The organism is Floridaenema flaviceps BLCC-F50 (assembly GCF_041929275.2).
GTDB classification, from domain to species: domain Bacteria; phylum Cyanobacteriota; class Cyanobacteriia; order Cyanobacteriales; family Aerosakkonemataceae; genus Floridanema; species Floridanema flaviceps.
This window is the reverse complement of sequence record NZ_JBHFNR020000002.1, coordinates 1,181,565-1,201,147: the sequence shown is the minus strand read 5'-3', so window position 1 is coordinate 1,201,147 and position 19,583 is coordinate 1,181,565. Positions and strand designations below refer to the sequence as shown.

Sequence of the window (19,583 nt, the reverse complement as noted above, 5' to 3'; positions counted from 1 at the left end):
TACTTTTTTGTGGCGAAGCCACCAATTCTGGATTGTAGGGGCGGGTGAGAGCCAACATAATTGTCTGTCAGTGGCAAAGGTTGCCTAACTATTCCCGCCCGTACTAGTAGCGATAGTGAGCAAACGCCTTATTCGCTTCTGCCATCCGGTGCGTTTCTTCGCGCTTCCGAATCGCACTTCCAGTTTCATTTGCCGCATCCATCAACTCAGCCGCTAATCTATTAGCCATTGAGCGTCCGGTTCTAGCACGAGAAAATTGGATTAACCAACGTAGTGCTAAAGTTGCACCTCTATCTGAGCGCACTTCCATTGGTACTTGGTATGTAGCACCACCGACACGGCGAGCTTTTACCTCTACCAAAGGAGTAGCATTTTTTACTGCTCGCTCAAAGGTTTCTAGAGGGTCAGAACCAGTCCTTTCTTCGATAATCTTAAAAGCATCGTAAACAATGCCCGAAGCAACGGACTTCTTACCACTCTTCATTACCCGCCGCACCATCATACTGACTAAGCGGCTGTTATATACAGGATCTGGCGGTACGGGACGTTTTTGAACAACTGAACGACGAGACATAATAAGCCTTCAACATGGACTTTAAAGATTTGGCTTAAGGCATGAAATTAAGCCTTATGGCATCAAAATTATTTCTCTTGAAACTAATTTTTGCAACGCATCGCAGGTGATAGCTGGGCGCTTTTCCTACTTTATGCCCTAACTTAATTCCCTTTACCTTAAGAATGGGAACTTATATCTTAAGAAGGTGTTAGGTGTTGGGTGTTAGGTGTTGGGGAATCTTCTTTTTCCCTATCCCCTGACCCCTGACCCCTGACCCCTATCCCCATTATTTGGCTGCTGCTTTGGGACGCTTAGTACCATATTTGGAACGTCCTTGCTTCCGGTCTTTCACACCAGCAGTATCTAGAGTACCGCGAATAATGTGATATCTTACCCCTGGTAAATCTTTTACCCGACCACCCCGAATCATCACAACGGAGTGTTCTTGCAAATTATGTCCGATGCCTGGAATGTATGCTGTCACCTCAAATCCAGAGGTAAGCCTGACTCTCGCTACTTTCCGAAGCGCCGAGTTGGGTTTTTTGGGAGTGGTGGTATATACTCTCGTACAAACACCGCGTCGCTGAGGGCAACTCTTCAACGCAGGTGACTTTGTTTTCTTACGCGCTTTTTGGCGTTCATCACGAATTAATTGTTGAATTGTGGGCATGACCTCTAGGGTACTGTCTTGGCTGTTTGGAATTAATCACAAATATTTATTATATCTATTTGGGTGCATTTGTGTCAATCGAAAAAGAATTACCACAACCACAACTAGAACTAGCGTTAGGGTTATGGAAGCGAAAACCTCCACCCATCAAATCTTCAGTATAGTCTAGGGTGAGGCCGTTAATATATTCTAAAATATTTTCTTTTACTACAATTTTTATACCTTGGCACTCATAAACTTGGTCTTGAGGTGCGATCGCGCGATCGATCTCCAATGTGTAGTATATCCCAGCGCAGCCCCCAGGCTCGACACCCAGACGAAATAAAGAGTTTGGTTGCTTTTGTTTAGCCATGAGTCGCTTAACTTCGCTGGCGGCTGCTTTGCTGAGATTAATCATTGCGCTTACTTAACTATTTAGTACGGGAGTAGTCGTCTTGGAAACGAACAATATCATCTTCTCCCAGATATTCCCCATTTTGCACTTCAATGAGAATCAAGGGAATCACTCCAGGATTTTCTAAACGGTGGAGAGCGCACTGCGGAACGTAGGTAGATTCGTTAGGACCCAGTAGGCATTCTTTCTCACCACAGACAATTTTAGCGGTACCACAAACCACAATCCAGTGTTCGCTGCGGTGGTGGTGCATTTGTAAGCTCAGACGGTGCCCAGGCTTAACTTCAATTCTCTTAATCTTATAACCCCGTCCTTCTTCTAATGTAGTAAAAGAGCCCCAAGGACGTAATTCTGTTGCTGCTACAGGATTAGATGCGGGTAAAGCTGTTAAGGATACGTTGGAAACTTCTTGAAGTTGAGCCATGACTTTATTTCCTTATACTTTGATAGCGAAAGTTCTTAGTTGTTTAATTGCCTTATTGAATGGCGCTGATGTCCCCAAATTTTAACACCGGAATCTAAGGGATTATTTAGTAGAAAATAATGGGTTTAATTAGACTTCCAGTTATGCACGTTCTATCTCGTACCCTAACATAGCACTCCACTTAGGTACTGTCATCTCTAAGATGCCCAATTTAGGTGAGCTACATCAAATCTTTAACTAAAGAAGTGATTAGTTTAAATAAACTTTAAACTACCACGGCTAAAATTCTATGAAAATACCTAGACCGTTGTGAATACGAGCCGCAGTGTTAGGTGAACGATTAATCAGTTGACCACCAAGGTAAAGGCTTGTAGAGCTACCCCCATCTAGATTGAGAGCATCAATTGCTCCTAGACGTTGCATAATCTCGGCAATTTCACTGAGAGTCGGGCCTACTCCACCAGAGCGGTTGCCTACGGTGGCTATTAGTATAGTACCCGTTCTGTTTGTAGCAATTACACTTCGATGAGCAGATTCTTTAATAAAAGAATCACGAAATTGTTCATCTTGAGCATCAAGGACTATGCGGCTATTTAAGAGTAGAATTGGCCCTGCACCGATAATGTGGGGATAGCGGTTAAATTCTGGTGGGAAAGTTTCACTTTGGAAACTAACAGTTGTTCCTAGAGGTAAGTAACTTTCTGGTTGCCAATCTAAATTACCGCGAATTGCCAAAATATAACCATTGCTAGGAATAGGAAGAGAAGTTTGCCCTACTATTGCTCCGGGTAAAATGTTTTGTACTTGGTTATTCTGGATAACAATTAAGGTTTCATTGTTAGTTAAAGAGTTGTAGACTGTTCCCCAGTTGGGAGTGTAACGAGCGATTCCTGGTTGTGTGTAACCGCTATTAGAATTAACTATGGGTAATTTTTGTCCGCTGGATGTGGTTAAGGTTTCTTGGAGGGTGAGACGGGAGATTTTGAATTCGCCGTTATCGTTCCATGCGATCGCACCTCGGTTTAAAATTGGACTAGAAATCCAATTGCCATTTTGACGAATTGCACCTAAAGGTAATTGAGTGTTACGATTAAAATAACCCCCATTAATTGCCGCAGCTACTTGCGATTCTCTAGCCACTGTAACTAAAGGATTAATCCCTATTAAAGTTTGAGAATTTCCCCAAATTGGTCTTAATTTTAACCCTGGTTGACGGGGATTAATTTCCAACGAAACTACAGGAAATCGAGAGTTATCTAAAGTAATAATTTGTTGTTTATAACGGATACCGGGAGCCCAAACAATATCTAATTCTTGTAATACTTCGGGAGCTAAATCTATTACTATTCGATGGGGATTTGCTAAAGACCAAACGCGAGGGCGCAGACCATCAGGTATACTCATCTTTAACAGAATTTGGTTTTCTGCGCTTTCCACCCGTAAAGTAGAATCAGGCGTTGGGAATTTTTGTAAAAGTTCTGGATTTACTTGAGCGTCAATTCGTAGAGTTAAACTTTTAGCATCTTGAATTACTTGCCAAGGAGTAGAACGGTCTAAGTCTACAACTATTCGTTCTCCCCAATCTTGATTACCTTGGCGAATTTCTTGGATGATAGCAGAGGGTGTAGTAATTTGTAGAGTTTCGCCTAATGTTTGGATTTGCCAATTGTAGGTTTTGGCTAAGTCGGTAATATCTAAATAACGATATTGTCTTGTTAGTTGAGTAGCTAAAATAAAAGAGTGAGTATTGTCGGGAGGAAACCATTTTATTGGTTGTCTGTTTATATCCGAGCTACTTAATAACTGTAGTCCGATCGCCTGCATTAATCCAGCATCACTCACACCAACTCGCACCCCACCCGACGCAGAAGTTCCCCACTGTCGCCAAGGAAAGGGGAAAGTGCGACCATTAACAGAGATTTGATTACCAAAGGCTGGAGACTGGGAGGAAGAGATGGGGAGATGGGGAGGTAGGGAGGTGGGGGGAGTTCTTAGCTTCGTTTTTTGAGTTCTTAGCTTCGTTTTTTGAGTTAAACTTCCCCATCTCCCCATCTCCCCATCTCCCCATCTCCCCATCTCCCCCGCTACTACTGGGGAAACTGGATACAAGGCATTTACACTCACCCAAATGGGGGTAGCGACAAAGGTGATGGTACTGAAACAGTAAGAGAGAAGATTTTTGCAGAGAGTGTTCACGATGGCGATCGTCAAGGAATGATGACTTTATTTACAAAAAATTTTCATCAAGCCGCTACATTTGTGATAGAGGCAGATTGTTGTAGAGACGTTGTATACAACGTCTCTACGGCTGATAATCTTGTTCAAAATGAACAAAAACTCGCTTCTGATAAAGGATACCAAATTAGGTGTTGCTTGCGTTCAAGTTTTTTTATAGAATCTAAAACATCTGTCGCCAGTGTTTACCTGTATTGCAGGCTATCAAGAGAACTTCTTGAATTAAAACATCCATTCGCACTTTTTATTTATTTAGAGGTTGTTTTGAGGTTTCCCCTGGCTGGTTTTTTAGGATCTTAAAAGAACAAATTGAGTATCTAAATTAATTCACCCCTGGATCGGGATTAACGGATTAGAGGATTTTAGGATTCATCTCCAAGTAGAGACGTTGTACATCTTAAATCAATCCTCTAAATCTTATCATCCTCAAATCCCGATCCGCATTTTGAATTGTTTAACTTTTCCCAAAATTTCACATCAACCAAAAAGTAGTAACAGATGAATCAATCCATGAATCAGAGAAATTCGCAGCAAAATTCATTACAAAATACATCGAATGAACTAGCTAATGTTGGTTACTTAGGTCAACCTTGGCTAGTAGAAGAAAGAGATGCCTGTGGTGTTGGTTTTATTGCCAATAAAGATGGGCAAGCTAGTCATGATATTGTAGATAAAGCTCTGTCTGCATTGGCTTGTTTGGAACACCGAGGCGGTTGTAGCGCGGATTATGACTCTGGAGATGGGGCGGGAGTCATGACGGCGATTCCTTGGGATTTGTTGCGGGAGTGGGTAGGGAATGAAACTGATAAAAGTGCCTTAGCTGTAGGCATGGTTTTCTTACCACCAGAAGCGCAAAAAGCTTCAATTATTCGCCATGTAATTGAAAGGGTATTAGTTGAAGAAAATCTAACGTTAATTGCTTGGCGAAAAGTGCCTGTTGAAACTCAGGTTTTGGGGATTCAAGCAAGAGAAAATCAGCCGAAAATTGAGCAGTTAATTGTTAAAAGTGAAACCCTTAAGGGAGATGAATTAGAACGGCATTTGTATTTAGTTCGGCGGCGGATTGGGAAAAAATTAGAGACAGAAACTTCTTTAAAATGGCCTGATGACCTTTACATTTGTTCTTTTTCTTGCCGAACAATTGTTTATAAAGGCATGGTTCGATCGGCTGTTTTAGCCCAATTTTACACCGATTTGAAAAACCCAGAATATAAGAGCAATTTTGCGGTTTATCACCGTCGTTTTAGTACAAATACTATGCCAAGATGGCCTTTGGCTCAACCGATGCGCTTGTTGGGGCATAATGGGGAAATTAATACTTTGCTGGGCAATATTAACTGGACGATGGCGCGGAAGGCAGATTTAAATCATCCAGTTTGGGGAGAAAGTATTGAAGATTTGAAGCCTTCGGTTGATGTCAGAAATAGTGATTCGGCGAATTTGGATAATGTTTTAGAATTGCTGGTGCGTTCTGGACGATCGCCAATGGAATCATTAATGATTATGGTGCCAGAAGCTTACAAAAATCAGCCGGACTTGGACGATCATCAAGAAATTGTTGATTTTTACGAATATTACAGCGGTTTGCAGGAAGCTTGGGATGGCCCTGCTTTGTTAGTGTTTAGTGATGGCAAACAAGTTGGTGCTACACTCGATCGCAACGGCTTAAGACCAGCCCGTTTTGTTACTACTAAAGATGGCTGTGTTATTGTGGCTTCGGAAGCTGGAGTAGTAGACACCCTACCCGAAACAGAAATCAAAGAAAAAGGTCGCTTAGGCCCCGGTCAAATGATTGCGGTTGATTTAGAATCTAAGGAAGTTCTGAAAAATTGGGAACTGAAAACTAGAATTGCCCAAAAATTGCCTTATGGTGAATGGTTGAAAAATCGGAAAACTCTTGCTATTCAACCTTTAAGAGAAACAAGGTTGTTAGATGAACAAACTTTGCTAAGGAATCAAACTGCTTTTGGGTATACGATCGAAGATGTAGAAATGATAATCGAGGAAATGGCGGCGAGTGCCAAAGAACCAACTTTCTGCATGGGTGATGATATTCCTTTAGCAGTACTTTCTGGTCGCCCACATTTACTCTACGATTACTTTAAACAACGTTTTGCTCAAGTTACAAATCCATCGATCGATCCTTTGCGGGAAAAATTGGTAATGTCTTTGAGTATGACTTTGGGCGAACGGGGTAATATTTTGGATGTTAAACCGGAATATGCCGAAAAGCTGTTAATTCAGTCTCCGGTTTTGAGTGAAACTGATTTAGAAGTAGTGCGGAATTCAGGTTTTAAAACTGCTACTTTATCTACACTTTACCCTGTAGCTAGTGGTCCCGATGGTTTGGCAAAAGCTGTTAATAACCTTTGTTTGTCAGCGGATGCAGCTGTTAAATCTGGCGCGAAGATTTTGATTTTAAGCGATCGAGATCCCCGACTTCTTGAAGAAGTCGGGGATCTCTGTGGAATAAGTGCTGATAACACTTATATTCCTCCCTTGTTGGCTATGGGTGCAGTTCACCACCATTTAATAGGTGAAGGACTGCGGATGAAAGCTTCGATCGTTGTTGATACAGCACAATGTTGGAATACTCATCATTTTGCTTGTTTAATTGGCTTTGGTGCAGCTGCTGTTTGTCCTTATTTGGCTTATGAAACTGTGCGGAGTTGGTGGGAAGATCCTAAAACTCAAAGCTTAATGGAACGAGGTAAAATAGCCAAATGTACCTTAGAAAAAGCTCAAGCTAATTACAAAAAAGCTGTAGAAGATGGGTTGTTGAAGATTCTCTCGAAAATGGGAATTTCGCTGCTTTCTTCTTACCAAGGAGCACAAATTTTTGAAGCGATCGGCATTGGCCCGGAACTATTACAATTAGGATTCAAAGGTACAGCTTCTCGGATTGGTGGTTTAACTGTTAAAGAGTTAGCTACTGAGGTAATGTCTTTCCACAGCAAAGCATTCCCAGAATTAACAATTAAGAAGTTGGAAAACTTCGGTTTTGTTCAATACCGTCCCGGTGGAGAATACCACATGAACTCGCCGGAAATGGCAAAAGCTTTGCATAAAGCAGTAGCGGAGTATAAAGCTGTAGAGGTAGAGACGTTGCGTGCAACGTCTCTACCCGGTTCCCCAACCCCCAACCCCCAACCCCCAACCCCTTCTAGTTACTATGAACTGTACCAAAAAATCCTCAGCGAACGTCCGGTTACGGCTTTGCGGGATTTGTTAGAGTTTGAGAGCGATCGCCCATCTATCCCCATTGAAGAAGTAGAATCGGTGACGGAGATTGTCAAGCGTTTTGCTACAGGGGGAATGTCTTTGGGTGCTCTTTCACCAGAGGCGCATGAGGTTTTAGCGATCGCCATGAACCGCATCGGTGGTAAATCTAACTCAGGTGAAGGTGGAGAAGATCCCAACCGTTATAAAGTTCTTAATGATGTAGATGAAAATGGTTTTAGCCCGACTTTCCCACATTTGAAGGGTTTGCGGAATGGCGATACTGCTTCTAGTGCGATTAAGCAAGTAGCTTCTGGTCGTTTTGGTGTAACTCCAGAATACTTGATGAGTGCCAAGCAAATTGAGATTAAAATTGCTCAAGGTGCGAAGCCAGGTGAAGGTGGACAGTTACCGGGTAAAAAAGTCAGTCCCTACATTGCGATGTTACGGCGTTCTAAGCCGGGTGTAACTTTAATTTCGCCACCTCCGCACCACGATATTTACTCGATCGAAGACTTAGCGCAGTTAATCTTTGATTTACACCAAATTAACCCCAAAGCTGCCGTTTCCGTGAAGTTAGTAGCCGAAGTCGGTATTGGAACTATTGCTGCGGGTGTGGCTAAAGCTAATGCGGATATTATCCAAATTTCCGGTCATGATGGAGGAACTGGTGCATCGCCTTTGTCTTCCATTAAACACGCGGGAAGTCCTTGGGAATTAGGTTTAACCGAAGTCCATCGGGTGTTGATGGAAAATAAACTGCGTTCCAGAGTCATTTTACGAGTTGATGGTGGCTTTAAGACTGGCTGGGATGTGGTGATGGGTGCCCTGATGGGTGGTGAAGAATATGGCTTTGGATCGATCGCCATGATCGCAGAAGGCTGTATTATGGCTCGCATCTGTCATACAAATAATTGCCCTGTTGGTGTAGCGACGCAGCAAGAACAACTGCGGAAACGGTTTACGGGTGTGCCGGAAAATGTGGTGAATTTCTTCTACTATGTAGCCGAAGAAGTGCGATCGATCCTGGCAAAACTCGGTTATCGTTCCTTGAATGAGTTAATTGGACGGGCAGATCTCCTAAAAGTACGGGAAGAAGTCCAACTGACGAAAACTGAGCATTTAGATCTGTCTTATTTGTTGGCTTTACCGGATACTAGAGTCGATCGCAGTTGGTTAGAACATGAAGCAGTACATACCAATGGTGATGTTTTAGACGATCGACTTTTAGCAGATCCCGAAATTGCCGCTGCTATTACCCATCAAACCGAAGTCACTAAAGATATTGTGGCAGTGAATACCGATCGCACGATCGGCGCAAGATTATCTGGTGCTATTGCTTCAAGTTATGGCAATACTGGCTTTGAAGGTCAAATTACCCTCAATATCAAAGGTAGCGTTGGTCAAAGCTTCGGCGCATTTAACTTACCCGGAGTAATCTTGAATTTGTCAGGAGAAGCAAACGACTATGTAGGTAAAGGAATGCACGGTGGCGAGATTATCATTAAACCACCCGCAGAAGCTACCTACGATGCTTCGGCAAATGTGATTGTTGGTAATACCTGCCTTTACGGGGCGACTGGTGGCGTGTTGTATGCTAATGGTCAAGCTGGGGAACGTTTTGCAGTGCGGAACTCAGCTGCTAAAGCCGTGATTGAAGGTGCTGGCGACCACTGTTGTGAATACATGACTGGTGGTGTAATTGTAGTTTTGGGTAAAGTCGGTCGCAACGTAGGCGCTGGAATGACTGGTGGTTTAGCTTATTTCTTAGATGAAGATGGCAGTTTTTCTAAGAAAGTTAACCCGGAAATTGTCAAAGTCCAACGGGTACAAACCCCAGCAGGCGAAGCACTTCTTAAAGAACTGATCGCCGCCCATGCACAAAGGACCAGCAGCAAAAAAGCGAAACTAATTCTAGAAAACTGGCAAACTTATTTACATAAGTTCTGGCAACTAGTTCCGCCTTCGGAAGCTGATTCACCTGAAGCGAACTCAGAAGCCACAGCAGATAAGGTGCTCAGTTCAGTTTAGTAGGGATTGGGGATTGGGACTGGGGTAGGGGCAATTCATGAATTGCCCCTGCGACTGGGGAATTTTCGATTTTGATTGAATTTTCTACCGTCCCTTTGTAACCAGGTTTCCTGGTTTAACCAGCTTGTTGTTTGCTGGTTTTACGATCCCAATTCCAGATTTAACGAGCTTGTTATTTCCTGGTTTTATGGTCATAACTCCAGATTTAATGAGCTTGTTGTTTGCTGGTTTTGCGATCCCAATTCCAGGTTGAATAATTTTGTTATTTCCTGGTTTTATGGTTATAACTCCAGATTTAACGAGCTTGTTGTTTGCTGGTTTTATGGTCATAACTCCAGATTTAATGAGCTTGTTGTTTGCTGGTTTTGTTATCAGAACTCTAGGTTTAACGAGGTTATTGTTTCCTGGTTTTGTTATCAGAACTCTAGGTTTAACGAGGTTATTGTTTCCTGGTTTTGTTATCAGAACTCTAGGTTTAACGAGGTTATTGTTTCCTGGTTTTGTTATCAGAACTCTAGGTTTAACGAGGTTATTGTTTCCTGGTTTTGCGATCCCAATTCCAGGTTTAATGGTCTGGTCGTCTTCTGGTTTTATTGTTTCTTGGTCTCCTGAAGCATCACTTTTTTGTATGCCCATCAATTCAGGAATGGTGACGAATCTGTAACCTTGCTTTTTCAAGGAATTAATGATGGTAGGTAGGGCTTGAACGGTGCGGGAGCGATCGCCTCCACCATCGTGCATTAGTACGATAGCTCCAGGTTTAGCACCTCTCTTGACTCTGTTAATTATTGTGTTAACTGAAACGTCGCGGGCGTAATCTGTGGAGTCATCTGACCACATCAGAACCGCATATTTTTGTGAAAGGGCATAACCTGCTGGCCCATTAATTAAAATTCCGCCTGGGGGACGAAATAGCGTAGTTTCTACATTGGTGATTTTTTTGATAATTGCCTTGGTGCTTTCAATTTCTTTGTAGGCAATAACTTTATTCATGTTTCGGTAAGAGTGACTCCAAGTGTGATTGCCGATCGCATGACCTTCTGCAACTACTTGTAAGGCAATCTGAGGAAATGCTTTTACATTTCTTCCAATCCAGAAAAATGTAGCCTTAATATCGTTGTCCTTGAGAATTTCTAAAATTTCATTAGTATATTTCCCCCAAGGCCCATCATCAAATGTTAAGGCAATAACTTTATCTTGAACTCCCAACTTTACCTGTTTAATGGCTTTTCCCTGAAAACTAATGGGTGGTTTAAATGCTAGGGGTGGTAGCGGATTTTCTTGATTGGTAGGGGGAATTTCTGGTTTCTCATTCAGGTCGGGTTGTAACCTTTTATCCGGTTTTTGTTCAACACCAAAAAGCTGAGATAAATCCTTTTTTAATAAGGGGTGTGTTATTACTAAAGGTTTCTTTCGATATGTTTGCTGACTATGTTCATAAATTGACAGACCCCCTCCAATACAAAAACTACAAGCAGCTGCGAACAAACTTACGTATGTGCAGAACTTCAAATTTCTCCGGCTAAGTCTAAGCATTTGATTTTTCTCTCGCTCCTCACTAGAAGAGTTGCTATATTCGGCACCCCTTTATTAGGGGAACAGTGTAAAAGAAAAAAGTAAACTAAAGATTCCTTACTTTACTCTTTTTTGATTTGAAATGAAACAATTTTAAATTACTTTATGTAAAATTGTTGGTTACTAATGTTATTGGATTTTCTAATCTAAAGGGTAGGTCAGTCAATAAAATTTTGAGCGAGCCAGAGTAAATTAAAGGTTCTGACTCGCTCATATAAAATATAACTAGCAACTTGTGTTACTTAGAGTTTAGTTTTTTCCCAGTAGAAGTTAGTAATTAACTCAGTTACTTGGGTAACACTTAAGCCATCGGTGTTAACCTCGATCGCGTCAGTAGCTTTTCTTAAAGGTGCAATATCACGGTTACTGTCTTTCCAGTCACGTTCGGAAAGGTCTTGTTGCATTTTTTCCAAACTTAAATCAAGTCCCCGTGATGCTTGTAAATCAGCACGACGGCGACGGGCACGTTCTTCCACTGATGCAGTTAAGAAAATCTTGAGTTCCGCATCGGGGAAAACATGAGTACCAATATCTCGACCTTCAGCAACTAACCCGCCTTTTTCACCCCATTGTCGCTGTTGTTTAACTAGTTCATCGCGAACAGCTTTTTGGGCTGCGATCGCAGAAACATTAGAAGTAACTTCTTCATAGCGAATTTCTTGAGTACATTCTTGACCATTGATCCACACGCGCACCCCAGTTTGGGGATCGTCACTCATACGAAGATCGATTTGACAAGTACTAGCAATTTCTGTAACTCCTGGTTCATCATCAACAGAAATGCCTGATTTAATGACTAACCAAGTTAAAGCGCGATACATTGCACCTGTATCCAGATATAGTAGTCCCAAACTTTGGGCTACCGATCTTGCTACTGTAGATTTTCCCGCACCCGCAGGGCCATCAATAGCCACAATGGGTTGACGTTTGGAAAGAATAATATTATCGATGAGACGGGTAGAACCCAACCTCGCTGCGATCGCCAACAGTCCAACCTCCTCAATTTCTGCTAAAGGTTTAAGTGTATCAGGATGTACCAACTCCACATATTCTGTTTGCAGTGAAGATACCCTTGCTAATTGTGCCTTAACAATGGCAATTAGGTGCTGACTTTTTATTTCTCCTTCAAGAAAAGCAATAAGAGCCTTTTTTAAACCTTCATATAAAATCGCTGCTTCTGCTTTTTGTTCTGGAGTCAAATATTGATTACGAGAACTTAGCGCTAGTCCAGAAGGTTCACGAACGATCGGACAACCGACAATTTTTACAGGGAAATTCAAGTCCTGTACCATGCGGCGAATAATTGCTAATTGTTGAGCGTCCTTCTGACCAAAGTAAGCTGTTTCCGGTTGTACGATATTGAGTAATTTAGCCACAATGGTAGCTACGCCTTGGAAATGTCCCTGACGCGATCGCCCACACAGCAAAGAAATCATCGGCAATGGTGGGATCACTTGGGTTACAGGTAAAGAACAAGGGGTTGGGGGTTGGGGGTTGGGGGTTGGGGAAAGAGAGGGGTTGGGTGTTGGGGGTTGGGTGTTAGGGGAACTGTCTTCTTCCCTAACACCTACCCCCTGACCCCTATCCCCCAAAGAATCCCTAACCCCTAACACCTGACCCCTATCCCCTTCTTCTTGGCTGACTACTCCCAACTCTGCTGCTTTCGGAGCAAAAATTACATCTACCCCGACTTGTTCGCATAATTGGCGATCGGACTCAAGTTGTCGGGGATACTTATGAAAATCTTCTGTTGGCCCAAATTGTAAGGGATTGACAAAAATACTAACTACTACGACATCATTTTCTTTTCGAGCTTTTTCAATTAAGCTGAGATGACCTGCGTGTAAAGCTCCCATCGTAGGAACCAAGCCAACTTCAAACTCAGAATTAAGTTGTCCAGCACGGGCTTGCCGCAGGTAGCAGCGCAGTGCCGCAACTGTAGTAAACAGGCGCACTTTTATTCCTTCAGGTTTCCACCGAATTAGACCCATAGTAGTGTATAGCGAATCAGCCAGAAAATACACTGCTTATGGGCCCGAATCAGGCAGGGGGGATTGAGACTCTTGGGACAAGGGGACAAGGGGACAAGGGGACAAGGGGACAAGGGGACGAGGGGACAAGGGGACAAGGGGACGAGGGGACAAGGGGACAAGGGGACTAGGGGACTAGGGGACGAGGGGACGAGGGGACAAGGGGACGAGGGGACTAGGGGACTAGGGGACAAGGCGACGAGGGGACTAGGGGACTAGGGGACAAGGCGACAAGGGGACAAGGGGACAAGGCGACGAGGGGACAAGGGGACAAGGGGACTCTTGGGAAAGAAGAACTCACCGCGTCAACCGATTTTAGATGAAAGGATTTTAGATTTTCGATTTTGGATCTGGAGCCCGAAAAGGTTTCAGCTAATTAATTAAAGGGAATGGGGAGTCGATGGTAATTTCTTCTGGTTTACCTAAGACTTCGACTGTGACGCGGGCTACTCCTGTGCCTTTTAGTCCGATGATTCTGGCGGAAGCGGCGGAAAGGTCGATGATGCGACCTCTGGAGAAGGGGCCGCGATCGTTAATTCTGACTACTACTGACAAACCATTTCTCAGGTTGGTGACTCTGACCATTGTGCCAAAGGGTAGGCTACGGTGAGCCGCAGTGAGGGCTTCTTGGTTGTATCTTTCGCCGCTGGCGCTGCGATTGCCGTGAAAGCCGGGGCCGTACCAAGAGGCTAAACCTCCCAGAACTGCTCTAACTGTGGGTAGGGGTGCAAAAGCGACTTGTGCTGGCATTTGTTGCGGCGTGGGTCTACCGGGAATGTCGGTTAATGGGGGGGCATTCCCCATGAGTCGCCGTAATCTGTTGGTGGCTTGCAGGGCATCTTCAGCTAGGTTATTGGTGCTGTCTGGCAGTCTGGTGTTGTCTGTAATTTCTACCAACTTTTCGTTGTTGATTTTGATGATGTAGCGGTCGCGCAGCGTGCCGTTAGGCGTATCGCGATTATTCTTAGCTGATCTCGCTGTTTTTTGATTGCTGGCTGTATTTGCTTGAGCAAGTAATGTTTCTTCGCTGGTGCTACTAACCTTGTTGCTGACCGCATAAGCAACTGTAATTTGGCTAGCATCCAGGTTTTCCCGATTTAATTGGTTTAGCTTGGCTGCTACTGCTGTGGCTCTTGCCATTGGATCGATCGCAGCATTTTCCACTTGTTGGCTGCTATTCTGGGAAAGAGTGCCTTGTTTGACACTGCTTGACTCAACTGGAGAAGCGCCAAAAAAAGTTAAAACTGGTATATCCCGTAAATAAAGGGTCGCAGCTTGACGACCTGCTACTTCATGAGCTTGAATTTTGGCGATTACCTGCTCTTGAGCATCACTTCCAGTCTTTGATTGATACTCTCCTACTTTGATTGTGTCGGGTTGAGTATTGACTGGAGGTGAAGGTTGACTAGCAACTGCCCCAGGTTTTACTTCCGATTCCGTTACTTTTACCTCGTTAGTTTCGGCATGGCAGGAAAAGGTTGTCCCCAAGGTCGTTGTTAGTATTGCGGCAGAAATACCGCTCCAAAATCTTTGCTTCATAAGCTTTTGCTCTGTCGATGTGGATATCGCTACTGTTGAGGGCTGTGTTCATTTGGTATCAGCACCCTACCGAAAAATTCTCGGCTAACTTGTAGTCGATTCGTATTCGCTTTACTAAATTTGCAACTGCAACAGATTACCATGAAGTTTTCTAATTGGGGATCGGTATGTGCCGCAATTTGTGATTAAGTAGTTCCGTACTAAACAACGATTTTTCCGTAAAACTATTGGTGTAATCTGAGTTTCCAGGTTTTTTGGCTGCCATACTATAAAATAAATTTTTATAAAAACTTTATTAATTGATTTGGAATTGTTATCATAATTTGCCATCATAAATTTTGGGAAAATTGCCAGTACCCTACGGTTAAAAATTGGATTTGGCATGGATTGGAAAGAAGTGGGAGCATGATTGAATGGATTATCGAGAAGCGGGTGTTGATGTAGAGGCGGGTAGAGCTTTTGTAGATAAAATCCGCAGTTTAGTAAATCGTACCCACAGACCGGAAGTGATTGGTGGGTTAGGTGGTTTTAGCGGTTTTTTTGAGTTACCCAGCGGGTATAAAGAACCTGTTTTAGTTTCGGGAACTGATGGAGTGGGGACGAAGCTGAAGATAGCTCATGATTTGAATTGTCACAATACTGTAGGCATTGATTTAGTGGCAATGTGTGTCAATGATGTGCTGACTTCTGGTGCGGAACCTTTGTTTTTTTTGGATTATTTAGCTACAGGAAAGCTGGAACAAGAACAGCTGACGGAGGTGGTAGCGGGAATTAGTCACGGATGTGAAATGGCGGGGTGTAGCTTGTTAGGAGGGGAAACGGCGGAAATGCCGGGATTTTACCCGCCGGGGGTGTATGATTTGGCGGGTTTTTGTGTGGGTGTGGTGGAAAAGAGCCAACTTTTGTCAGGGTCTAAGGTGGAAATTGGGGATGTGGCGATCGCGTTAGCTTCTCAAGGTGTCCACAGTAATGGTTTTAGTTTGGTACGCAAAATTGTCAGTGATGGTGGGTTTAATTGGAGCGACGCTAGAGAAGAATTAGGCGGTAAAACTTTAGGAGAAGTTTTATTAACTCCCACTCAAATTTATGTCAAACCTGTATTAGCTGCTAAGTCTTCTGGAATCGAAATTCATGGCATGGCGCATATTACAGGTGGGGGTTTACCAGAAAATTTGCCTCGTTGTCTGGGTGCTAATCAATCAATTGAAATTATCCCTAACAGTTGGAACATTTTACCCATTTTTGACTGGTTAGCTGCGGCTGGCAATGTTAACCCGAAAGCTATGTTTGAAACTTTTAATATGGGGATTGGGTTTGTAGTTTTGGTAAACCCAGAGCAAGAAGTAGAAACAATTAAATGGTTTGAATCACAAAATATTGCTGCTTATGCGATCGGTAAAGTAATTCCCGGTACAGGCAATCTTGTAGGTTTACCGGAGTGATCGTTTTGGTTTTAGGGACTCTCCGAGTTCCGAGCGTCCCTGGATCTCCCCAAAACCAACGCTTTCTACTTATCTAAATTTCATCTATTGGGACACCACCGGATTGATTCATCAAAGCGCGAATAATTTCTTCGGGATTGTTAGTATTAATTTGCAGTAATGCTGCCATTTGTTGAACTAATTCTGGATCTCGCTGTAACAATTCCCAAAGTTGTTCTAAAGAGATAGTTTGCGGTTGATCGCTCAAATTACCTGCTTCATCTAGAGCTACAAACAGAGTAGAAGCTGCTGGATTTTGTGGAGTTTGGATTATTGGTTTTTCCTGTCTTTGTAATAACTCTAAACCAATTTCACTTGCTGTTTCGCTAATTTCTCCGCAACCCATTTCGCCTAATGCTAACATTCGTAAGGCTAATTCTTGGTTTGGTGCTCTTAAGGCGAGTAATCTTTCGCCAAAGCTACGTATCCATTGTACCCATTGGGTTTGGGTGGTGCGATCGTCTAATTGAGCGAAAAATTTTTCCACTCTTGCCTGTTGCCAACCATGCGCTATACCTTCTAATAACTGCATGAATAAAAACTCGTAATCCGCATTTTCCAATGGTTTTGGTGGTTGGATTTGCTTTTTTATAGCTGTTATGGAGGATTTGGATCTTTTACTATCGCTACGCCCAAATAATCTCTGAAAAAACTGCACTATTTTTTGCCAAATCCTTCCAATCATCGCTATTTCCTTGCATGGTATTGCACTTTTGATTTTAGCCAATTACTGCTGTCGCAGAGGAGAGAGGGCAAGGGGACTCTTGGGACTCTTGGGACTCTTGAGATGGGGAGATGGGGAGATGGGGAGATGGGGAGATGGGGAGATGGGGAGATAGGGAAGTTTATTAACTCAAAACTCAAAAAACGAAGCTAAGAACTCCCCCCTACCTCCCTAGTCCCCTCCTCCCCAGTCCCCTCCTCCCCAGTCCCCAGTTTCTTCAATAAAGGTCTGGTTTGATTGCCTTTGCTTTTTCTAAGCTGGCATTAGCTTCTTCTGTACGGCCTAAGTTATTCAAAGCTACACTGCGGTTATACCATGCTTCGTAGCGTTCTGGGTTAATTGTTAAGGCTTTGTCCCAACTAACGATCGCTTCTTCCAATTGACCTAAATTACCTAAAACTAATCCCCGATTAAACCAAGCTTGATCGTCTTGGGGTTTAATTTCTAAGGCTTTGTCGTAAGATGCGATCGCTTCATCTAACCTACCTAAATTTCCCAATAATACTGCTTTATTAAACCAAGCTTGATGATATTGGGGTTGAATTTCTACGGCTTTAGTGTAACTTTCTAAAGCTTCTTGAATGTAGCCTAAATTAAATAAAGCGTTGCCACGATTATTCCAGGCTTCGTATTTGTCGGCTTTAAATTCCAAGGCTTTTTCATAACTGGCGATCGCTTCTGTTGCTTTCCCTAATTTAAATAAAGCGTTGGCGCGATTGTACCAAATTTCGTTAGCATTGGGTAAAATTTCCAATGCTTTGTTGTATGTTGTAATCGCTGCCCAAAAGTCTCCGGCGTTAAATTGTTCAACTCCTTGATTAAATAAATCTTGGGCTTTTTGGGCGGGTGTTTCTACTATTTCTGGTTCTCGATAAAATTCATGATTGTATATGTCTGCTTGGGGCGATCTTGCCAATAAAGAAAAGCCTATTTCGCGAGATATTTTGCCAAATGTACCGCCACCTAATTCTCCTAGTCTAATCATTTGACTGGCTAAATGTTCATTTGATATTTGTGCTGCTAATAAGCGATCGCCAAATATTTTTAACCAATTAATCCATTCGGCTTCTGTAGTTTTATCACACAAAGCCGCCAAAACTCGCTCAACTTGATTTTTTCGCCAGCCATGATCCACCCCTTCTAGTAACTGCATGAAAAAATATTCATAATCTGCACTATCTAAAGGTCTCTCCTCTTCAGGAGGCGCATAAGTTTGTGGTACTTGATATGTTTTTTTCTTTGGTGTTAACCAAGGTTTTAACCATCGTCTGAGTTTTCTTTTCAGCCAGTTGCGAAGAATTCGCCCAGCACGTTTGATTTTTTTTCTTAGTTTGGAATTAATTATTTTACTCATTATGTCAACCGCTTGTTTATTGTTTCCCCCAGGAACCATTTTCACATTCAATCAATCTCTCAAGGATGGCGATCGCTTGAGGATTTCCTGAATTTCGCACTTGTTTTTCCATAGCAATATTTAACAATTCCATGCGTAACCGCATTAAATAAGCTTCTTGTTCTTCCGTTTTGATTTTCCCTCGTAGGGTTGTTCTTTGATTTTCAACCAAAGACTTTTCTGGGTTTATTTTAAACATTTTTATGATATAATTAACTACATATCTTTGCTCAGGACGTGCTGTTACTAATGTAGCATTTATCGACTGAGCTAAGATTGTTTCTTGAGTCTTTTTATTAGCTTGATTTTGTAACCAAAATTCGGAAGTAGAAAGGGGAAAATCAACGTTTTCTTGGTCTATTTTGGCAAAGGCATGGGCTTCGGCAAAAGACACTCTGCCATCTTGGTTATAATCAGCAGAATTCACTATTTTACCAGTGCGGCTGCGTCCACTTAAACCAGCGAAGAAACTAGAGCTATAATCCTCATAGTCGGCTTCGTTAACTTCTGGGGAACAGCCAACGGAAGGTCGGGTTTTCACGGTAGCAAAGAAACCACAGCGAGGTCTTTGAGTGACAGGACGTTTAGGATTACCACCTTCATAAATTAAATTAGCAAATGACCCAGAATAGCATTGACTCATCATACCTACAAAAGAGGTTTTTGGCGGTAATTGATCTAACAAGGAAGAAAACATTTGAACGCTTAATGGTTCGTCATTCCATAACAATATGATGTTATTATTGATATTCTCAGGATTACGAATTCCGTGACCTGTAAAATAAAAGAAGACTGAATCGGGCTTTTTACTCTGCAATTGCCCAAAAGCGTTCCGTAGGTTAGACAAAGTTGAGGCACCCTTGATATTAGGGATCTCTGGAATTTTAAACAACTGTCTGCCGTTTTTGTCCAAGTAGCTCACTGTGGCTTGTTGATTGTTACCATTAGCAAATAAGATAGGCACCTCTGCTGGATTGTATCCCATTACACGCAGAGTGCGTTGAAAGTACAGAATGTTTTTCTCAATGCCAATTTCGTTAGCTTCTGGTTCTGGGCCACCGCCGATAATTAAAAAACTTTGGGTTGGCTGTGAGTTTAAATTATTTTGTTTTCCTTGACTATTTTCTACTTTTTGTGGTATATGAATAAGTTTTTCTTTTTCTGGTTTAACGTTGTGAGGATTTTTTTGTGATAATTGTAGACCGATGAATGAGAGAACAGCCAAGCTACAGAGAATTAGACTAGCGCTGAAAAATTGTGGCATGGTAATTGCTAGGTGGTAACGAGTAACCGATCGGCAATTCAAAGTTAA

14 protein-coding genes are annotated in these 19,583 nt (G+C 42.6%); 3 read left to right on the top strand and 11 right to left on the bottom strand.

The genetic code is table 11. From position 1 onward, the window contains the following. Nucleotides 1-103 precede the first annotated feature (103 nt). The 5 genes from rpsG to ACE1CI_RS25455 form a co-directional block, all read right to left on the bottom strand. Entirely contained in the window at nt 104-574 is a 471-nt protein-coding gene (rpsG, locus tag ACE1CI_RS25475) for a 30S ribosomal protein S7 (RefSeq protein WP_413265564.1), read from the bottom strand. 268 nt (nt 575-842) lie between these two features. Then, the gene (gene rpsL, locus ACE1CI_RS25470) at nt 843-1,226 is read right to left on the bottom strand and encodes a 30S ribosomal protein S12 (protein WP_413265565.1); all 384 of its coding nucleotides are present in this window, start codon (nt 1,224-1,226) and stop codon (nt 843-845) included. Nucleotides 1,227-1,281: 55 nt separating this feature from the next. After that, nucleotides 1,282-1,623: a HesB/IscA family protein gene (locus ACE1CI_RS25465; protein WP_413265566.1), complete on the bottom strand. Its 342-nt coding sequence runs from the start codon at nt 1,621-1,623 to the stop codon at nt 1,282-1,284. A gap of 13 nt (nt 1,624-1,636) precedes the next feature. After that, entirely contained in the window at nt 1,637-2,044 is a 408-nt protein-coding gene (locus tag ACE1CI_RS25460) for a phosphomannose isomerase type II C-terminal cupin domain (RefSeq protein WP_413265567.1), read from the bottom strand. Between the two features lie 279 nt (nt 2,045-2,323). Then, entirely contained in the window at nt 2,324-4,168 is a 1,845-nt protein-coding gene (locus ACE1CI_RS25455) for a phosphodiester glycosidase family protein (protein WP_496615807.1), read from the bottom strand. A gap of 90 nt (nt 4,169-4,258) precedes the next feature. On the opposite strand from ACE1CI_RS25455, the gene ACE1CI_RS25450 reads away from it, so the two are divergent. Together ACE1CI_RS25450 and ACE1CI_RS25445 are read left to right on the top strand one after the other, a co-directional pair. Next, complete coding sequence (locus tag ACE1CI_RS25450) at nt 4,259-4,579, top strand: hypothetical protein (RefSeq protein WP_413265569.1); 321 nt, start codon at nt 4,259-4,261, stop codon at nt 4,577-4,579. 210 nt (nt 4,580-4,789) lie between these two features. Continuing rightward, the gene (locus ACE1CI_RS25445) at nt 4,790-9,529 is read left to right on the top strand and encodes a glutamate synthase-related protein (protein ID WP_459564088.1); all 4,740 of its coding nucleotides are present in this window, start codon (nt 4,790-4,792) and stop codon (nt 9,527-9,529) included. A gap of 84 nt (nt 9,530-9,613) precedes the next feature. Here ACE1CI_RS25445 and ACE1CI_RS25440 read toward each other — a convergent pair whose 3' ends face one another. The 3 genes from ACE1CI_RS25440 to ACE1CI_RS25430 all read right to left on the bottom strand — a co-directional run bounded on the left by ACE1CI_RS25440 (nt 9,614) and on the right by ACE1CI_RS25430 (nt 14,673). Further along, nucleotides 9,614-10,738, bottom strand: a complete 1,125-nt coding sequence (locus tag ACE1CI_RS25440) for a polysaccharide deacetylase family protein (RefSeq protein WP_496615806.1) — start codon at nt 10,736-10,738, stop codon at nt 9,614-9,616. Between the two features lie 608 nt (nt 10,739-11,346). Beyond that, nucleotides 11,347-13,059, bottom strand: coding sequence for a bifunctional pantoate--beta-alanine ligase/(d)CMP kinase (locus ACE1CI_RS25435; RefSeq protein WP_459564089.1), 1,713 nt, complete (start codon nt 13,057-13,059; stop codon nt 11,347-11,349). Between the two features lie 447 nt (nt 13,060-13,506). Continuing rightward, a complete protein-coding gene (locus tag ACE1CI_RS25430; RefSeq protein ID WP_413265573.1) occupies nt 13,507-14,673 on the bottom strand; it encodes a septal ring lytic transglycosylase RlpA family protein in 1,167 nt (388 codons plus the stop codon). A gap of 413 nt (nt 14,674-15,086) precedes the next feature. On the opposite strand from ACE1CI_RS25430, the gene purM reads away from it, so the two are divergent. Then, complete coding sequence (gene purM, locus ACE1CI_RS25425) at nt 15,087-16,115, top strand: phosphoribosylformylglycinamidine cyclo-ligase (RefSeq protein ID WP_413265574.1); 1,029 nt, start codon at nt 15,087-15,089, stop codon at nt 16,113-16,115. Between the two features lie 73 nt (nt 16,116-16,188). On the opposite strand, the gene ACE1CI_RS25420 is transcribed toward purM, so the two are convergent. The 3 genes from ACE1CI_RS25420 to ACE1CI_RS25410 form a co-directional block, all read right to left on the bottom strand. Next, nucleotides 16,189-16,839: a hypothetical protein gene (locus tag ACE1CI_RS25420; protein ID WP_413265575.1), complete on the bottom strand. Its 651-nt coding sequence runs from the start codon at nt 16,837-16,839 to the stop codon at nt 16,189-16,191. Between the two features lie 256 nt (nt 16,840-17,095). Further along, nucleotides 17,096-18,232, bottom strand: coding sequence for a tetratricopeptide repeat protein (locus ACE1CI_RS25415; RefSeq protein WP_413265576.1), 1,137 nt, complete (start codon nt 18,230-18,232; stop codon nt 17,096-17,098). A gap of 16 nt (nt 18,233-18,248) precedes the next feature. After that, nucleotides 18,249-19,577 (bottom strand): C13 family peptidase, encoded by a 1,329-nt coding sequence (locus tag ACE1CI_RS25410; protein ID WP_496615805.1) that lies wholly within the window; start codon nt 19,575-19,577, stop codon nt 18,249-18,251. Nucleotides 19,578-19,583: the final 6 nt, after the last annotated feature.

What these genes read in the sequence shown, in the direction of transcription:
- rpsG (WP_413265564.1), bottom strand. Translation starts at nt 574, where the DNA reads ATGTCTCGTCGTTCAGTTGTTCAAAAACGTCCCGTACCGCCAGATCCT.
- rpsL (WP_413265565.1), bottom strand. Translation starts at nt 1,226, where the DNA reads ATGCCCACAATTCAACAATTAATTCGTGATGAACGCCAAAAAGCGCGT.
- ACE1CI_RS25465 (WP_413265566.1), bottom strand. Translation starts at nt 1,623, where the DNA reads ATGATTAATCTCAGCAAAGCAGCCGCCAGCGAAGTTAAGCGACTCATG.
- ACE1CI_RS25460 (WP_413265567.1), bottom strand. Translation starts at nt 2,044, where the DNA reads ATGGCTCAACTTCAAGAAGTTTCCAACGTATCCTTAACAGCTTTACCC.
- ACE1CI_RS25450 (WP_413265569.1), top strand. Translation starts at nt 4,259, where the DNA reads ATGATGACTTTATTTACAAAAAATTTTCATCAAGCCGCTACATTTGTG.
- ACE1CI_RS25445 (WP_459564088.1), top strand. Translation starts at nt 4,790, where the DNA reads ATGAATCAGAGAAATTCGCAGCAAAATTCATTACAAAATACATCGAAT.
- ACE1CI_RS25430 (WP_413265573.1), bottom strand. Translation starts at nt 14,673, where the DNA reads ATGAAGCAAAGATTTTGGAGCGGTATTTCTGCCGCAATACTAACAACG.
- purM (WP_413265574.1), top strand. Translation starts at nt 15,087, where the DNA reads ATGGATTATCGAGAAGCGGGTGTTGATGTAGAGGCGGGTAGAGCTTTT.
- ACE1CI_RS25420 (WP_413265575.1), bottom strand. Translation starts at nt 16,839, where the DNA reads ATGATTGGAAGGATTTGGCAAAAAATAGTGCAGTTTTTTCAGAGATTA.
- ACE1CI_RS25415 (WP_413265576.1), bottom strand. Translation starts at nt 18,232, where the DNA reads ATGAGTAAAATAATTAATTCCAAACTAAGAAAAAAAATCAAACGTGCT.